Genomic DNA, 16,269 nt, shown 5'->3' on the forward strand with positions numbered 1-16,269 from the left:
CCTTTCGGATCGGTTGTCAGTGGTCGCTGTCCTCGCGGTCGTCAGAATCGGCCACCACCGCCCCTGCGGGTGCCCGTGCCGCCGAAGGAACCCGGTGAAGGGCCGCGGCGGCGCGACGAGCTCGGCGCGCCGAACCCTCCGCCGCCGCGTCCACCGCCGGAGCCGCCCAGGAGCCCGCCGAGGAGGATGCCGCCGAGCATCGCGCCGGCGTTGCCGCCCCCGCCCACGCCCCCGCCGAAGCCGCCGCCCATGCCGCCGCCGGGCCCAGCCGGGTTGCGGTAGGCGTTCACGTCCTGCTGCGCGAGCCGCGAGGCCGCCGCGGCGAGCTGGTCGGCCCGCTGCGCGCCCGCCAGGGCCTGGACGGGGTCGGAGGGCGCGAGCGCGCGGGCGGCGTCGAGCTGCTGGTTCGCCTCGTTGAGGCGGGTGCGGGCCTCGGTGCCGACGCCGCCGCGGTTCGTGTTGATGTAGTCCTCCACCGCGGCGGCCGTGGCCGAGGCGTTCGCGATCGTCTGCGCCAGTTGGGCTTTCGCGCTCTCGCGCTGCTCCTGCTCGTCGCGCACCGCCTGCAGCTCCCCGCCGACGGCGGCCTGGGCCTGCTCGAGGCGGCGGGTGCTCTCGAGCGGGTCGACGGGCCCGGCGGCCTTGGCCGCCTCGATGGCGGCCGTGGCAGCGCGCGCGTCGGCGGCGGCGCGGCGGAGCCGCTCCCCGCCGGGGGAGCCGTCGGCCTTGCGTTCGGCTTCGCTGATGTCCTGCTGCAGAGAGGCGAGCAGCCCAGGCAGTCCCTGGGCGGCCTCGGCGAGTTCCGTCTGGCGTCCGGTCACCGCGTCGAGCAGCTGCTTCGCCTGGGCGAGACCCCCTTCGGCGGCGCGCACGCCCACCGCGGCCCGGCCGCCCTCCCCGTTCGCGAGCGCGTCGCGGGCCTCGGCGAGGCTCCGGTCGGCGAACGCGAGCCGGTCTTCGGCGTCGTCGGCATTGCGGGCGACGGTCTCGTACGCCGATGCGGGATAGGCCGCCGCGAGTGCCGCCAGCGCCTCCCTCGCCGCGCCGGTGCGGCCGGCGAGCGCCTTCGCGTCGGCGGCGAGCTTCTCGATGGCCTCGGGCGCGCGGCGGCCGAGGTCGCGCAGCTCCTCGAATTCGGCGGCGGCCCCGTCGAGCTCCGCGTCGGCCTTGGTGAGGCGGTCGACGATCTCGGTCAGCAGCGCGCGGCGCTGCTCCTCGGTCTCGGGCACGTCGTCGTCGAGGGTCTGGCGCAGCCGGAATGCCTCGGCGAGTTCGCTCTTGGCGGTGTCGAGGGCGGCGGAGAACCGGGCGGTGCTCTCCTGGCCGAACTCGGCGACGGCGAAGCTCAAGTCCTGGTCGCTGGTGCGGACGGCGTCGTCGCCCTCCACCAGCAGCCGGCTCGCCTCGCGGTCGAGGTCCTGCGTCGACATGCGCTGGATCTGCTTGCCGGTCGCCGCGCCCCGCTTGCCGCGCCGCTTGCGCCAGATGAGGAAGACGACGAGCGCGATCACCGCGAGGACCAGCAGGAACACCAGCCAGCCTGCGCCGCCGCTCGATCCGCCCGCGGCCTGCTCCCGGTAGCCGTCGGCGGCGGCGATCGCCGCACCGGCCCAGTCGTCGTCGGCGAGTTCCGGTTCGATCGCGGAGGCGGCGACCTCGTTCAGCTGGGAGTCCGAAAGGGGGAACCCGGCCGCCACCGACCAGGAGTAGCGGCGGTCGCCCGTGGCGATGGCGAGCAGGATGTCGTTGGTGCCCAGGCCGCTCTGCACAGCGGTGTCGTTCGCCCAGTCCTGCGGCGCAGAGCCCGAGAACGAGTCCACATAGGCCACATAGAGGCCGATCGCGGCGTCGGACCGGAGCCGGTCGATCGCCGCCTCGACTTCAGGGCCGCGGTCGCCGACCGCGCCGATCTGGTCGGTGACCGCGCCGGAGTCGAGCTCGACGGGCGGAACTGCGGAGGCCGCGGTTCCGGAGAGGGCGAGCCAGAGGGCGGCCAGTACGGCCGCCGCGTACTTCACTGTTGCCGACATCGGCGCCCCTGCGTCTTCCCGTGTCCTGAGCTGCGCTTATTGCGAGTTCAGGGTAAGGAAGATTCGTCGCGGGCTGCTCGATTCGGTGAAAGACCCCGTCGAGTGCGAAGCGGTGGGCTAGTAGAGGCCCGCTTCGTACTGCGGGCCGTACTTCTCCACGAGTTCCTCCAGGGTCGCATCGACGACCTGGGTCTCCTTGACCAGCTGCGCGTGCCGGGGCAGCGTGTCCGAGGTCCAGGTCTCGGGCTTCCAGATGCCCGACCGCATCGAGGCCTTGCCGCAGTGGAAGTAGATCGTGTCGATCTCGACGACCAGCGCCAGGACCGGCCGGTGGCCCTTGACGACCATGTCCGCGAAGAACGGCGCGTCCGAGACGACCCGGGCGCGACCGTTGATGCGGAGCGTCTCGCGCCGGCCGGGGATGAGCGAGAGCAGGCCGACGTGCGGGTTCGCGAGCACGTTGTGGTAGCCGTCGACGCGGTGGTTGCCCTTGCGTTCGGGGATGGCGAGCGTCGTGTCGTCGAGGACGTGCACGAGCTGCCCGGCCGGGTCGCCCTTGGGGGAGGCGTCGCAGTTGCCTTCCGCGTCGGCGGTCGCGACCACGCAGTAGGGGGAGGCGGCGAGCCATTCGCGGTCGCGCTGGTGGAGCGTCGCGCGCTCCTTCGTGGCGGCCTGGGGCATCACCTCGCCCACGATCTCCCGTAGCTTGTCGGGGTCGGTCACTTCGGTCCACAGGTGACTGTCGAGCGAGTCCATCTGGGTCCCTTCGGGGGAGGAAGCCGTTACGACCCGATGCTACGCCCGTCGCCCCCGATCTGCGACCGCTGTTCGTCGGCGTCGAGAATGCCGTCGCGGACCGCCGAGCGGATCACCCGGTACAGGATGTAGCAGCCGATGAGGTACAGAACGGGAATGAGGAGTGCTTCCATATGCCGCATCCTATTCGTCCCTGTGTGATCTTCGCCCGACACAATGCCCATACAGTGAAACCGAGTTCCCACTCAGCGGCACCCCCAAGTACCCTGGGTCCCGTGTCTGCGAACAGCCTTTTCCTTGATGTCCTGAGCCGCCGCGTCGTGATCGCCGACGGTGGTATGGGCACCATGCTGCAGGCCTACGACCCCACCCTCGATGACTACGACGGCTTCGAAGGCCTCTCCGACATCCTGTGCGTGACCCGCCCCGACATCGTCCTCGGCATCCACGACGCCTACCTGGCCGCCGGGGCCGACTGCGTCGAGACGAACAGCTTCAACGCCAACTACGGCGGCCTCGTCGAGTACGACATCGTCGACCGGGCCCGCGAGCTCGCCCGCGCCGCCGCCACCCTCGCCCGGCAGAAGGCCGACGAGTACGCGACCCCCGAATGGCCGCGCTTCGTCCTCGGCTCCATGGGCGGCGGCACCCGCCTGCCGACCCTGGGCCACGCGCCGTTCGCGCTCCTGCGCGACCACTACCAGGAGTGCTCGCAGGGCCTCATCGAAGGCGGCGCCGATGCGCTCCTCGTCGAGACCGCCCAGGACCTCCTCCAGGCCAAGGCCGCCGTCATCGGCGCCAAGCGCGCCAACGCCGCCCTCGGCACCAAGATCCCGATCATCGCCCAGGTGACCGTCGAGACCACCGGCACCATGCTCGTCGGCGGTGAGATCGGCGCGGCCCTGACCAGCCTCGCGGCCCTCGGCATCGACCTCATCGGCCTCAACTGCGCCACCGGCCCGGAGGAGATGAGCGAACACCTCCGCTACCTCTCCCGCCACTCGCCGGTCCCGATCTCGGTCATGCCCAACGCCGGCCTGCCGACCCTCGGCCCGAACGGCGCGGTCTACCCGCTCACGCCCGAAGAGCTCGCCGACGCCCACGAGGACTTCGTCAAGAACTTCGGCGTCAGCCTCGTCGGCGGCTGCTGCGGCACCACCCCCGACCACATCCGGGCCGTCCGCGCCCGCCTCGGCGGCGCCCCCGAGAACCTCGTCAAGCCCAAGGAGCGCACCCCGGTCATCGAACCGGGCGTCTCCTCCTCGTACCACCACGTCCCGTACCTGCAGGACGCCTCGATCCTCAACATCGGCGAGCGCACCAACGCCAACGGCTCCAAGGCCTTCCGCGACGCCATGCTCGCCGCCGACTACGACCGCTGCGTCGAGATCGCCCGCGAGCAGGCCGGCGGCGGCTCCCACGTCCTCGACCTCTGCGTCGACTACGTCGGCCGCGACGGCGCCGTGGACATGAACGTCCTCGCCGCCCGCTTCGCCACCGCCTCAACGCTCCCGATCATGCTCGACTCCACCGAGCCGAACGTGGTCGAAGCCGGGCTCGACGCCCTCGGCGGCAAATGCATCGTCAACTCCGTCAACTTCGAGGACGGCGACGGCCCCACCTCCCGCTACCAGCGGATGATGCCGCTCGTCGCCGAGCACGGCGCGGGCGTCGTCGCGCTCTGCATCGACGAGGAGGGCCAGGCCCGCGACCGCGACTGGAAGGTCCGCGTCGCCGCCCGCCTCATCGGCGACCTCACCGGCACCTGGGGCATGAAGATCCAGGACATCTTCGTCGACGCCCTCACCTTCCCCATCTCCACCGGCCAGGAGGAGACCCGCAAGGACGGCATCGAGACGATCGCGGCCATCCGCGAGATCGCCCGGCTCTACCCCGGCGTCAACTTCACCCTCGGCGTCTCCAACATCTCGTTCGGCCTCAACCCGGCCGCCCGCCAGGTCCTCAACTCCGTGTTCCTCAACGAATGCGTCGAAGCGGGCATGACCAGCGCGATCGTCCACTCCTCCAAGATCCTGCCGATGGCCTCGATCCCCGAGGAGCAGAAGCAGGTCGCCCTCGACATGGTCTACGACCGCCGCACCGAGGACTACGACCCGCTCCAGAAGCTCATCGAGATCTTCGACGGCGTCAGCCTCGCCGGCACCAAGGAGGCCCGCGCCGAAGCCCTCGCCGCCCTCCCGCTCCCAGAGCGACTCGCCCAGCGGATCATCGACGGCGACAAGAACGGCCTCGACACCGACCTCGACGAGGCCCTCGCCAACGGCAAGCGGCCCCTCGACATCATCAACGACCACCTCCTCGAAGGCATGAAGGTCGTCGGCGACCGCTTCGGCTCCGGCCAGATGCAGCTGCCGTTCGTCCTCCAGTCCGCCGAGGCCATGAAGTTCGCCGTCGCCCACCTCGAACCCCACATGGACAAGGCCGACGCCGCAGACAAGGGCACCATCGTCCTCGCCACCGTCCGCGGCGACGTCCACGACATCGGCAAGAACCTCGTCGACATCATCCTGTCCAACAACGGCTACACCGTCGTCAACCTCGGCATCAAGCAGCCCATCAACGCCATCCTCGACGCCGCCGAAGAGCACCAGGCGGACGTCATCGGCATGAGCGGCCTGCTCGTCAAATCCACGGTCATCATGAAGGACAACCTCGCCGAGATGATGGCCCGCTCGATGCACACGCGCTGGCCGGTCCTCCTCGGCGGCGCCGCGCTCACCCGCGCGTACGTCGAGGACGACCTGCGCGAGATGTTCGAAGGCGGCCAGGTCCACTACGCGCGCGACGCGTTCGAGGGCCTCGACCTCATGAACAAGGTCATGACCGCCCGCAAGACCGGCGTGCCCATCGTCGACGCCGAGAAGGAGGCGAAGATCGCCCTGCGCCGCGAACGCCGCGCCAAGCAGGCCACGATGGTCGCCGACACCCTCCCGGACCTCAACGACACGTCGGTGCGCTCCAACGTCGCCACGGACGTCGAGATCCCGGTCCCGCCGTTCTACGGCTCGCGCGTCGTCAAGGGCATCCAGACGTCCGAGTACGCGGCGCTGCTCGACGAGCGCGCCACCTTCCTCGGCCAGTGGGGCCTCAAGCCCGCCCGCGGCGACGGCCCCTCCTACGAGGAGCTGGTCGAGACCGAGGGACGCCCGCGCCTGCGCTACTGGCTCGACCGGCTCGCCACGGACAACGTCATCGAGGCGAAGGTCGTGTACGCGTACTTCCCGGCGTACTCCGAGGGCAACACCCTCGTCGTCCTCGACGAGAACGGCCACTCCGAGCGCACCCGCTTCACCTTCCCGCGCCAGCGGCAGGGCCGGCGGCTGTGCCTGGCGGACTTCTTCCGCGCCAAGGACGGCGACCGCCTCGACGTCCTCGGCATGCAGCTGGTCACCTTGGGCTCCAAGGTCTCCGAGTACACCAACGAGCTGTTCCAGGCCAACGCGTACCGGGACTACCTCGAGGTGCACGGCCTCACCGTGCAACTCACCGAGTCGCTCGCCGAGTACTGGCACCGGCGCATGCGCCGCGAATGGGTCCTGCCCTCGGGCGGCACCGTCGCCGACGCCGACCCCGGCGACCTCAAGGGCTACTTCGACGTCGACTTCCGCGGCTGCCGCTACTCGTTCGGCTACCCGGCCTGCCCCGAGCTGGCCGACCGCGCCACCCTCGTCGAACTCCTCGGTGCCGAACGCATCGGCGTCGAACTGTCCGAAGGGGACCAGCTCCACCCGGAGCAGTCGACCGACGCGATCGTCCTGCACCACCCCGAGGCGAGCTACTTCAACGCCAAATGACCCCGGTAGGTGCCCGGTCGTCTTAGGGCGCCGGGCACCGAAACCGCGGCCGCGTTCACCGCAGCTCCATCCGCCCGGCACCATAGAGCCATGTCGCACGAACTCGTCGCCTACCTCGGGGTCATGGACGCAGGCAAGTCCACGCTCGCGCTCCAGTACCACCACTCCCTCGGCGGCACCGGCGTCGTCTACACCTCCATGGACCGCGGCGGCGAAGGCGTCGTCTCCAGCCGCATCGGCCTCAGCCACGAGGCCCGCGAGGTCAAACCCGGCTTCGACATCTACGACGACCTCGCCGCGATCAAACCCCCGTACGTGATCGTCGACGAAGTCCAGTTCCTCGAAGCCCCCAGGCAGATCAACCACCTCGCCGACGCCGTCGACGGCCTCGGCCTCGACGTCTACGCCTTCGGCCTCAAGACCGACTTCCTCGGCCGCCTCTTCCCGGCCACCCAGCGTCTCATCGAACTCGCCGACCGCGTCGAAGAACTCCCCGTCCGCGTCAACTGCTGGTGCGGCGAACGCGGCACCCACAACGCCCGCGTCCGCGACGGCGTCATGGTCTTCTCCGGCGACCTCGTCGAAGTCGGCGACATGGACTCCTACACCGTCCTGTGCCGCCGCCACCACCGCGCCGGCCTCGCCTGACACCGCGAGACCCCGCTCGCACCGAGCGGGCCGCCTCGGGGCCCCAGCCTCACTATGTGCGAGCCCGCTCGCGGCCCCGCCCGCACTGTGTGAGCCCGCTCGCGGCTCCGCCGCGACCCGAGCCGACCCACCCGCCCCGCCCGTACTGTTGACACCGTGACCGACCAAGCGAAAGCCGCGTTCCCGCAAGCCGTGCTCTTCGACATGGACGGCACGCTCGTCGACAGCGAGATCATCTGGGACACCGGCATCGAAGAACTCGCCGCCCTCCTCGGCGGCGCCCTCGACCCCGAGGTCCGCGCCCGCATGGTCGGCACCAACGAGGACGCCTCGGTCATCATGCTCCTCGACAGCCTCGGCATCCCCGTCACCGAAGCCCCCCACCGCCAGACCTGGCTGCGCACCCGCATGAAGGAGCTCTTCGCCCAAGGCGTCGAATGGAAGCCCGGCGCCCGCGAACTCCTCCTCGAATGCCGCGCCGCCGGCATCCCCACCGCGCTGGTCACCTCCACCCCGCGCGAACTCGCCGACGTCATCATCGGCCACGTCGGCCCCGAGAACTTCGACCTCACCATCTGCGGCGACGAGGTCGAGCAGCGCAAACCCGACCCCGAGCCCTACCTCGCCGCCGCCGCGAAGCTCGGCGTCGACGTCGCACGCTGCGTGGCCCTGGAAGACTCCGTCTCCGGCGTCGGCTCCGCGCTGGCCGCCGGCGCGGTCACCCTGGCCGTCCCGAGCGAAGTCCCGCTCCCGGCCGACCTCGACGTGCTGCGCCTCGACACCCTCGAGGGCATCGACCTGGCGTACCTGCGCAGCCTCGGTGAGGCCTGTCCGGTGAACCCGGAAGGCCGCTAGCCTCCCGCGGCCACCGGGCCCCGCCCGAAAACGCGTTGACGGCCGCCCCAGCCCGCATCAGGCTGTTCCCATGGAGCCCAGCCACGTCATCGTCAAAGCTCTGGCCGACCCCGAACGCCTCCGCGTCTTCGCCGACATCGTCCTGGGGGAGCCGGGCACCAGCGTCACCGACCTGAAAGCGCGCCACCCGCGCGCCGAGAAGGCACTCCACCGCCTCTTCGAGTCCGGACTCGTCATCCGCGAAGACGGCAAGGTCCGCGCCGCACCCGAGGCCTTCAAAGCCGCCGCCGCGGCCGCCCGCGAAGCCCGCCCCGACGCACCGCCCGGGGTGAGTCTCGAAGTGGCCCACCTCTACTCGAACGGTCGGATCACCGCCCGGCCCGTCAACCGCCGCACCCGGGTCGCGCTCCTGCGCGACCTCGCGGACCGCCACTTCGCGTTCGACCGCGTCTACACCGAGCAAGAGATCAACGAACCGCTCGCCGCCGAATTCGAGGACCCGCTGCAACTGCGCCGCGACCTCATCGACGAACTCCTCCTCGAACGCAACCTCGACGGCAGCGAGTACCGCCGCCGCGAAGCACCACCGATCTGATGACGCCCTGAACGACGACGTCCCGCCCTCCGCGAAACGGAAGGCGGGACGCGACGCGTTCAGGGCTACAACCGAGCGGACAGCTCCTCGCGGTTCGTGTCGCCCCAGACCTCCAGCGGTGCCAGCGCCCGGTTCAGCGACTCCCCGAGCGGCGTCAGCGAGTACTCCACCCGCGGCGGCACCTCCGCGTACAGCTCCCGGTGCACGATCCCGCTCGCCTCCAGCTGCCGCAGGTTCTCGGCCAGCACCTTCTCGCTCACGCCGTCGAGCTTGCGGCGAATCTGCCCGAACCGCACCGGGCCCTCGGCCAGCACCCACATCAGGTGCATCTTCCACTTGCCGCCGACCACGTCGATCGCGAGCGACATCCCGCAGATTTGATCTGCGTCACTCTGCGTCTCCATCGGACCCCTCCCGGCCATATTTCGAACCTCGAAGTAAGTAGCCCCACCCGAAAGTGCGGTCTTGCAGAGCTTATCCGGCCGGACGAACATGGATCCCGTCAACAAGACCATGGGAACACCACTTCGCAAGGGGCACAACATGACTGCGCACAACAAGTCCGTCACCGTCATCGGCCTGGGCCCGATGGGCCAGGCGACCGTCAAGGTCCTCCTCGACGCCGGGTACGACGTCACCGCCTGGAACCGCACCCGACCCAAACTCGACGCGATCGCCGAACTCGGCGCGAAGCCCGCCGACACGGTCGCCGAGGCCGTCGCCGCCAACGACGTCGTCCTGCTCTCCCTGATCCACTACGACGCCATGTACGGCGTCCTCGAGCAGGGCCCCGCCGACCTCACCGGCAAGACCATCGTCAACCTCTCCTCCGACTCGCCGGTGAAGACCCGCAAGGGCGCCGCATGGGTCACCGCCCGCGGCGGCGCCTTCGTCACCGGCGCCTACATGACCCAGAGCGACGACCTCAAGCACGCGTCCTCGCGCCTCTACGTCAGCGCACCCGAGACCGACTACGAGGCCCACCGCGAACTCCTCGAGACGCTCGTCCCCGGCGTCGAGTACCTCGGCGAGGACTACGGGCTCGCCCAGCTCTACTACCAGGCCGGGCTCGCCCAGTTCCACGCGTTCCTCACCTCGCTGGAGCAGGCCGTCGCGATCATCGACGCCGGCGGCGGCGACGTCGAAAAGTTCATCGAGTTCGCCTCCAACGGCACCGAGAGCAACCGCGACTTCACCCTCTTCTTCGGCGCGGCCGCCAAGCAGGGCGGCTGGGGCGACATCGCGAACCTCAGGATGATGCACGCCGGCGCCCAGCACGTCATCGACGCCGCAGAAGAGGTCGGCGTCGACGCCTCCCTCACCCGCACCGTCCAGGACCACTACCAGCGCGCCCTGGACGCGAGCGAGAAGGCCGGGCACGCCGTCCCCGTCTACCAGATCCTCCGCCGCGCCGCCTGACCCCCGCGAACGAACGAGCCGGGGTCGGTCCACCAGCCCGACCCCGGCCCCACCGAAAGGAGTAACCACATGGGCTCGAGCACAAGCATTCTCGGCCTCGGCGCCATGGGCTCGGCCATCGCCGCCCGACTCCGCGAGACCGGACACGCCACCACCGTCTGGAACCGCACCGCCGCCAAGGCCGCACCGCACGTCGCAGCCGGATCGAAGGGCGCCGCCACCGTCGCCGAAGCCGCCGCCGCGAGCGACGTCATCCTCGTCGTCCTCCTCGACCACGCCAGCGTCCGCGAACACCTCGACCCCCATATCGCCGAACTCAAGGGCAAAGTGGTCGTCAACCTCGTCACCACCACACCCGACCAGGCCCGCGAAACCGCGGCCTGGGCCGCCGACCACGGCATCCGCTACGTCGACGGCGCCATCATGGCCGTCCCGTCCATGATCGGCGAACCGCACGCCCGCCTCCTCTACTCAGGGGACGAGCACGCGTACAACACCGTCCTGCCGCTCCTGGAAACCCTCGGCACCGCCGAGTACACCGGCAAGGACCCCGGCCTCGCCTCGCTCAAGGACATGGCCCTGCTCGCCGCCATGGACCTCATGTTCCTCGGCTACGTCCAGGCCATCGCCATGATGCGCACCACCGGAACCCCCGCCGTCCAGACCGCCGGCGAAGTCGAAGCCTGGCTCGCCGCCATGCTGCCCCACGGCCGGGAACTCGCCGCGATCGTCGACCAAGGCACCTACGACACCGGCGGCCAGAGCGTCGACTTCGACCGCTTCGGCATCCAGTCGCTCATCACCGCCAGCCGCGAACAGGGCATCAGCGCCCAGTTCCTCGAACCCCACCAGAAACTCCTCGAAGAGCTCGCCGCCACCGGCCACGGCGACAGCGACTGGATCCGCATCATCGAACGCCTCACCATCCACTGACCGACCACCGCAAGACCTGAACACACGAAGGACACCACCATGTCAAAGGGCACCATCAGCATCCTCGGCCTCGGCGCCATGGGCTCGGCCATCGCCGCCCGCCTCCGCGACACCGGCTACACCACCACCGTCTGGAACCGCACCCCCGCCAGAACCCAACCGCACGTCGCAGCCGGCTCCAAAGCCGCCGCCACCATCGCCGAAGCCGCCAAAGCCGGCGACATCATCCTCGTCGTCCTCCTCGACCACGCCAGCGTCCACGAAAACCTCGAACCCGTCGCCGCCGAACTCAAAGACAAGGTCGTCGTCAACCTCACCACCACCACACCGAACGAGTCCCGAACCACCGCCGCCTGGGCCGCCGAGCACGGCATCACCTACCTCGACGGCGCCATCATGGCCGTCCCCCAGATGATCGGCCGACCAGGCTCCAAGCTGCTCTACTCCGGTGACGAGAACGCCTACGCCATCGCGAAGCCGGCCCTCGAAACCCTCGGCACCGCCGAATACGAAGGCACCGACCCCGGGATCGCCGAACTCAAGGACATGGCCCTCCTGACCGCCATGTACGCGATGTTCACCGGGGTCCTCCAGGCCTCCGCGATGATGCGCACCGTCGGCGTCCCCGCCACCCAGACCGCCCGCGACGTCACCGCCTGGCTCAGCGCCGTCGTCCCGCTCGCCGAACCCACCGTCGCCGTCGTCGACACCGGCGACTACGACCCGGCACCCGGCCAGGACGTCGCCTTCACCAAGGCCGCCGTCGGCTCACTCGTCACCGCCGCCCGCGAACAGGGCATCAGCGCCGACTTCCTCGAACCGCTCGTCAAGCACCTCGACGAACTCATCGCCACCGGCCGCGGCACCGCCGACTGGGTCAGCGTGATCGAAAAACTCACCATCCGCTGACACGCCAACGGGGCGGACCCCCTACCGGTCCGCCCCGAGCAGCGCCAACTTGTCGTAATCATCAGTCCCCGGCGACGCCGTCAACGTCACCAGCATCTGCCCCGAACCGTCCGCCACCCGGAACTGGTCCTTATACAGCTCCAACGCACCCACCATCGGATGGTCGAACCGCACCGACCCGATATTGCAGTCCTTCACCTCGGCCCGCGCCCACAACTCAGCGAAGAACCGGTGCCGCACCGACAACTCGCCGATCAGCCCCGTCAACTCCGGATCATCCGGGAACAACGCCGCCATCTTCCGCAACTGCGCCACCGTCTCCCACGAGCACACCGACTCCCAATCCGGGAAGAACGCCCGCGAATCATCGTCGAACAGCAGCCGCACGAAGTTCGGATTCGCCTCCAGATCCCACCCGAACCCGCCGTACAGCAAGCGCGCCAACCGATTCGACGCCAACACGTCCTGCCGGTGGTTCATGATCAGCGCCGGGAACCCGTCGATCGCCGCGAGCATCGTCTGCAGCGAGGGCCGCACCCCCGCGCTGGCCTGCAGCGGACTCAGCCGCGAGTTCCCCGCCAGCCGGTGCAGGTGCGCCCGCGTGGTCTCGTCCAGCCGCAGCGCCCGCGCCACCGCGTCGAGCACCTGATCGGACGGGTGCTTCGCCCGGCCTTGCTCCAGGCGCGTGTAGTAGTCCACGCTCACCCCGGCCAGCAGCGCCAGCTCCTCCCGCCGCAGGCCGGGCACGCGCCGCCGCGAGTCCTCCCGCAGCCCCACGTCACCGGGGTTCACGCGGGCCCGGCGCGCCTGCAGGAACTTCCCCAGGTCGACCACGTCCTCGAGCCGGTGGATCTCGGTCTTCCTGGTCTCTGTCGCATCAGGTGTCATCACGCAAACCTCCGCGGCAAGTATCGCCGGGATCCCTCGCGAATGCCTAGGTCTGTCAGTCCTAGGGTCGAACGACCCCAGGTCGAACAGACGTCTGGCAGCCCCGCCGAAACCCCAGAAGCATGGTCCGCATGAGAACGCACCTGGTCTACGCCCACCCGCACAACGGCTCGCTCAACGCCTCGCTCCGGGACGAAGCCGTCCAGACCCTCGAGGGCCTCGGCCACACCGTCACCGTCTCCGACCTGTATGCCATGAACTGGAAGGCCGTCGCCGACTACGACGACTTCGGCCCCACCGAGAACGAGCACTTCATGGCCGCCGCCGGCGAAGCCTGGGAGAAGGACTCGATCGCCCCCGACATCAAGGCCGAGCAGGCGAAGCTCCTGGAAGCCGACCTCGTCCTCCTGCAGTTCCCGCTGTGGTGGTACACGGTCCCGGCGATCATGAAGGGCTGGTTCGACCGGGTCTTCACCAACGGCTTCGGCTACAGCCCCTCCCGCGACTGGCCGCGCTTCGGCGACGGCGTCTTGAAAGGCAAGCGCGCCATGGTCATCGTGACCACCGGCGCCGCCGAGGCACACCTCTCGGACCGCGGCGTGAACGGCGACATCAACGACCTGCTCTTCCCGATCCAGCACGGCGTCCTCTTCTACACGGGCATGGCAGTCCTCCCACCCGTGGTCATCACCGGCGCAGGCTGGCAGACCGAGTACGCCGACAGCGCCAAGCACCTGCGCGAACGCCTCGAGACCATCGCCGAGACCGAGCCGATCGCCTACCGCAAGCAGACTGAGGACTACGACGAGGACAAGCGCCTGCTCCCCGGCCGCGAAACCGAGGGCACCACCGGATTCGCGCTGCACATCGCCCGCTAGCAGCACGCGAAAGGGCCGGAGCGGCATCGCCGCTCCGGCCCTTCACTCGTTTTCTCTATCTACCGCACTACTCGAACGGGAACTTGTCGGCGAACGCCGGCTTCAGGTCGTCCAGCCACACCGCGTTCTCATCGAACTTCGCAAAGAACGGACGGCCGACGAGGTCAGGATCCCTGGCCTGGAGCATCCGCAGCGCGAACACCTTCTCCTCGCCGATCTCCACGACCCCGTCCACCGCGACCTTGCCCGGCGTGGCCGACATCGACGGACCCCGCACGGTCCGGCACAACCCCGACACCTGGCTGAACGCGTCGCGGAAGATCTCCCACGCCCGCACCAGCGGCACCGAGAAGTAGTCCTGCGGACCGGTGTCCCGCTCCACGAACATGTAGTAGGGGATCATCCCCAGCTTGTGCTGGGTCCTCCACATCCCCGCCCACTGCTCCGCGTCGTCATTGATCGTCCTGATCAGCGGCGCCTGCGTCCGGATCACCGCACCGGTGGCACGGATGCGCCGCACCGCCTCCTGCACGATCTCGGAGTCCAGCTCCTTGTGATGCGAGAAGTGGGCCATGAACGCCAGGTTCTTGCCCGACGCCACGACCCGTTCGAACAGCCGCAGCGTGTCGTCCGCGTCGGGGTCCGACACGAACCGCTGCGGCCAGTACGCCAGCGCCTTCGAACCGATCCGGACCGACTCCACGTGATCCATCTCGAGCAGCGGCTCGATGTACCGCCGCAGCACCGGCTCGCCCATGATCATCGGATCCCCGCCCGTGAGCAGCACACTGCTCACCTCGGGATGGTCCCGCACGTAACCCGTCAACTGCTCGACGTCGTTGTTCGCCATCTTCAGGTCGGCGATGCCCACGAACTGCGCCCAGCGGAAGCAGTAGGTGCAGTACGCGTGGCAGGTCTGGCCCTGCTGCGGGAAGAAGAGCACCGTCTCGCGGTACTTGTGCTGCAGGCCCGGGATCGGCTCCTCGCCGGCCTTCGGGATGTTCAGCGCGAGCTGCCCGGCCGGGTGCGGATTGAGATTGAACCGGATCCGGTTGGCCGCAGCCGTCACCTCCTGCTTGGAGGCGTCGTTCTGGAGCAGGCCCGCGATGTGGTCGACGTCCTCGGTCGGCAGCATGTCCTCCTGGGGGAAGACCAGCCGGAACATCGGGTCCTCGAACGGATTGTCCCAGTCGATGAGCTCGTCGACGACATAGGCGTTCGTTCGGAACGGCAGGACGGACGCCACAGCCCTTGTCCGGAGCCGCTGCTCCTCGGTCAGCGGCGCTCGCTGGAGCAACTCGTCCAGGTGGCGGATGGTGTAGGCCTGGAACCGCCTACCGGTGTTTTCAGGAGCAGTCACGAGAACCCCCTCCTCTGCGATGTCGGTTTGCAACTGGGCAGGCGGGCCTGGTTACAAACAAGTGCGCGAAACCAACGACCACCCTGCCTCCCGCGGGCGAAGCCGCCCGCCGTTCGGCTCCGTGACGTTTCGGCCACGGATGGTGCACCCGATGCTTTCGCGCACACTGTGCGTGAATATGAAATTTTCAGTCGTTTGTGACGACCCTAACCCAGCGTCGCCTCAAGCGAAATCGGGACCGCCTTGAGGGCCTGGCTCACCGGGCAGTTCTCCTTGGCTCCCTGCGCGATCTTCTGGAACTCGTCGTTATCGATCCCGGGGATCGAGGCGCGGACGGTCAGGGCGATGTCGGTGATGCCCGTGCCCGGCTTGAAGGTGACGCCGGCTTCCGTGACGATCTCGTCCGCGGTGTATCCGGCCTTCGCGAGGGCGCCCGAGAACGCCATGGAGAAGCATGAGGTGTGCGCGGCAGCGATCAGTTCCTCCGGGCTGGTCTTGCCCTCGGGGTTGTTCGTGCGAGCCGCCCAGGTGACAGGGGTGTCCGGCAGTCCCGACGACAGGAAGCTGGTGACGCCGTTGCCTTCCTGGAGGTCGCCGGTCCAACGAGTGCTTGCATTGCGAGTGGCTGACATGCCTTCTCCTTTAGGAGTCGAAGTACCTTCGCTCGCAGGCTAACAGCCGCAGATGGAGTCTGGAGACGGTCCGAGACGGCGCCCGCGCCCGGGGTTCATCCACCGTCTTTCTGGAAGACCTTGATGTCTCCGCTGGTCAAGCGTATCGTTGAACCCGAGGTGACCCCCCTGGTTTCGGCCCCCTCGAGGGTGTGTATATTTGTCTTTGCCCGCGGGGGAACGGAACAGCCGAGGAAAACGAGGCCGGTCCGGAGATCACGGAGGCACGCGACAAGCTCTGAGGAGCGCTGGCGCGGTCCGAGATCGAGACGCGGGGATCACCTGAGACTCCATAGAGGCTCAATCGCGTGTGACGAGGGTCAATGACCCCCAGTTAGACAGCGCGGTTCGAGACTAGTAATGTTGTTCGGGTTGCTCCGGCTGAGGCCGAATCCTTATGAGGATCGTTCTGGGTTGGCGTGTTGTTTGAGAACTCAACAGGGTGTTTGGATGGTCAGCGTGCGGGCTGACTGGATTGGTTCGGCACAAGGTGTCGGCTGGTTTGGTTGGTA

14 protein-coding genes and 1 pseudogene are annotated in these 16,269 nt (G+C 69.0%); 8 read left to right on the forward strand and 7 right to left on the reverse strand.

The annotated features are described in order from the left end of the window. Positions 1–41 precede the first annotated feature (41 nt). The 3 genes from AB0I03_RS16395 to AB0I03_RS16405 form a co-directional block, all read right to left on the reverse strand. A complete protein-coding gene (locus AB0I03_RS16395) occupies positions 42–2,030 on the reverse strand; it encodes a TPM domain-containing protein (protein WP_360413029.1) in 1,989 nt (662 codons plus the stop codon). A 117-nt stretch (positions 2,031–2,147) separates the two neighbouring features. Next, complete coding sequence (locus AB0I03_RS16400; RefSeq protein ID WP_360413031.1) at positions 2,148–2,786, reverse strand: pyridoxamine 5'-phosphate oxidase family protein; 639 nt, start codon at positions 2,784–2,786, stop codon at positions 2,148–2,150. 26 nt (positions 2,787–2,812) lie between these two features. Then, the gene (locus AB0I03_RS16405; RefSeq protein ID WP_360413034.1) at positions 2,813–2,959 is read right to left on the reverse strand and encodes a hypothetical protein; all 147 of its coding nucleotides are present in this window, start codon (positions 2,957–2,959) and stop codon (positions 2,813–2,815) included. A 102-nt stretch (positions 2,960–3,061) separates the two neighbouring features. Between AB0I03_RS16405 and metH the strand changes: the two genes are divergently transcribed. The 4 genes from metH (at position 3,062) to AB0I03_RS16425 (ending at position 8,699) form a co-directional block, all read left to right on the forward strand. Then, the gene (gene metH / locus AB0I03_RS16410; RefSeq protein ID WP_360413037.1) at positions 3,062–6,601 is read left to right on the forward strand and encodes a methionine synthase; all 3,540 of its coding nucleotides are present in this window, start codon (positions 3,062–3,064) and stop codon (positions 6,599–6,601) included. Positions 6,602–6,691: 90 nt separating this feature from the next. Then, positions 6,692–7,249 (forward strand): thymidine kinase, encoded by a 558-nt coding sequence (locus AB0I03_RS16415; protein ID WP_360413040.1) that lies wholly within the window; start codon positions 6,692–6,694, stop codon positions 7,247–7,249. A gap of 156 nt (positions 7,250–7,405) precedes the next feature. Next, positions 7,406–8,104 carry an HAD family phosphatase gene (locus AB0I03_RS16420; protein ID WP_360413043.1) on the forward strand — a complete coding sequence of 233 codons (699 nt, stop codon included), beginning with the start codon at positions 7,406–7,408 and terminating at the stop codon, positions 8,102–8,104. Positions 8,105–8,174: 70 nt separating this feature from the next. After that, positions 8,175–8,699, forward strand: coding sequence for a DUF2087 domain-containing protein (locus tag AB0I03_RS16425; RefSeq protein ID WP_360413046.1), 525 nt, complete (start codon positions 8,175–8,177; stop codon positions 8,697–8,699). Between the two features lie 65 nt (positions 8,700–8,764). Here the strand turns inward: AB0I03_RS16425 and AB0I03_RS16430 are convergent, their stop codons facing one another. After that, positions 8,765–9,103 (reverse strand): helix-turn-helix domain-containing protein, encoded by a 339-nt coding sequence (locus AB0I03_RS16430; RefSeq protein WP_360413049.1) that lies wholly within the window; start codon positions 9,101–9,103, stop codon positions 8,765–8,767. A gap of 139 nt (positions 9,104–9,242) precedes the next feature. Here AB0I03_RS16430 and AB0I03_RS16435 point away from each other — a divergent pair, with 139 nt between their 5' ends. The 3 genes and pseudogenes from AB0I03_RS16435 to AB0I03_RS16445 all read left to right on the forward strand — a co-directional run. After that, a complete protein-coding gene (locus AB0I03_RS16435) occupies positions 9,243–10,118 on the forward strand; it encodes an NAD(P)-binding domain-containing protein (RefSeq protein WP_360413052.1) in 876 nt (291 codons plus the stop codon). A gap of 69 nt (positions 10,119–10,187) precedes the next feature. Next, a complete protein-coding gene (locus tag AB0I03_RS16440) occupies positions 10,188–11,051 on the forward strand; it encodes an NAD(P)-binding domain-containing protein (protein ID WP_360413055.1) in 864 nt (287 codons plus the stop codon). 30 nt (positions 11,052–11,081) lie between these two features. Next, positions 11,082–11,960: pseudogene (locus tag AB0I03_RS16445) on the forward strand (NAD(P)-binding domain-containing protein); the annotation flags it as partial. A gap of 21 nt (positions 11,961–11,981) precedes the next feature. Here AB0I03_RS16445 and AB0I03_RS16450 read toward each other — a convergent pair. Further along, positions 11,982–12,848, reverse strand: a complete 867-nt coding sequence (locus AB0I03_RS16450) for a helix-turn-helix transcriptional regulator (RefSeq protein WP_360413058.1) — start codon at positions 12,846–12,848, stop codon at positions 11,982–11,984. Positions 12,849–12,979: 131 nt separating this feature from the next. Between AB0I03_RS16450 and AB0I03_RS16455 the strand changes: the two genes are divergently transcribed. Beyond that, positions 12,980–13,726 (forward strand): NAD(P)H-dependent oxidoreductase, encoded by a 747-nt coding sequence (locus AB0I03_RS16455; protein ID WP_360413061.1) that lies wholly within the window; start codon positions 12,980–12,982, stop codon positions 13,724–13,726. Between the two features lie 67 nt (positions 13,727–13,793). Here the strand turns inward: AB0I03_RS16455 and AB0I03_RS16460 are convergent, their stop codons facing one another. Together AB0I03_RS16460 and AB0I03_RS16465 are read right to left on the reverse strand one after the other, a co-directional pair. Beyond that, positions 13,794–15,086: a lysine 2,3-aminomutase gene (locus AB0I03_RS16460; protein ID WP_360413064.1), complete on the reverse strand. Its 1,293-nt coding sequence runs from the start codon at positions 15,084–15,086 to the stop codon at positions 13,794–13,796. Between the two features lie 206 nt (positions 15,087–15,292). Then, a complete protein-coding gene (locus tag AB0I03_RS16465; protein ID WP_360413067.1) occupies positions 15,293–15,718 on the reverse strand; it encodes an OsmC family protein in 426 nt (141 codons plus the stop codon). Positions 15,719–16,269 lie beyond the last annotated feature (551 nt).

Origin of the sequence: Glycomyces sp. NPDC021274 (genome assembly GCF_040641195.1) — a bacterium.
In the GTDB taxonomy this organism is placed as follows: Bacteria; Actinomycetota; Actinomycetes; order Mycobacteriales; family Micromonosporaceae; genus Glycomyces.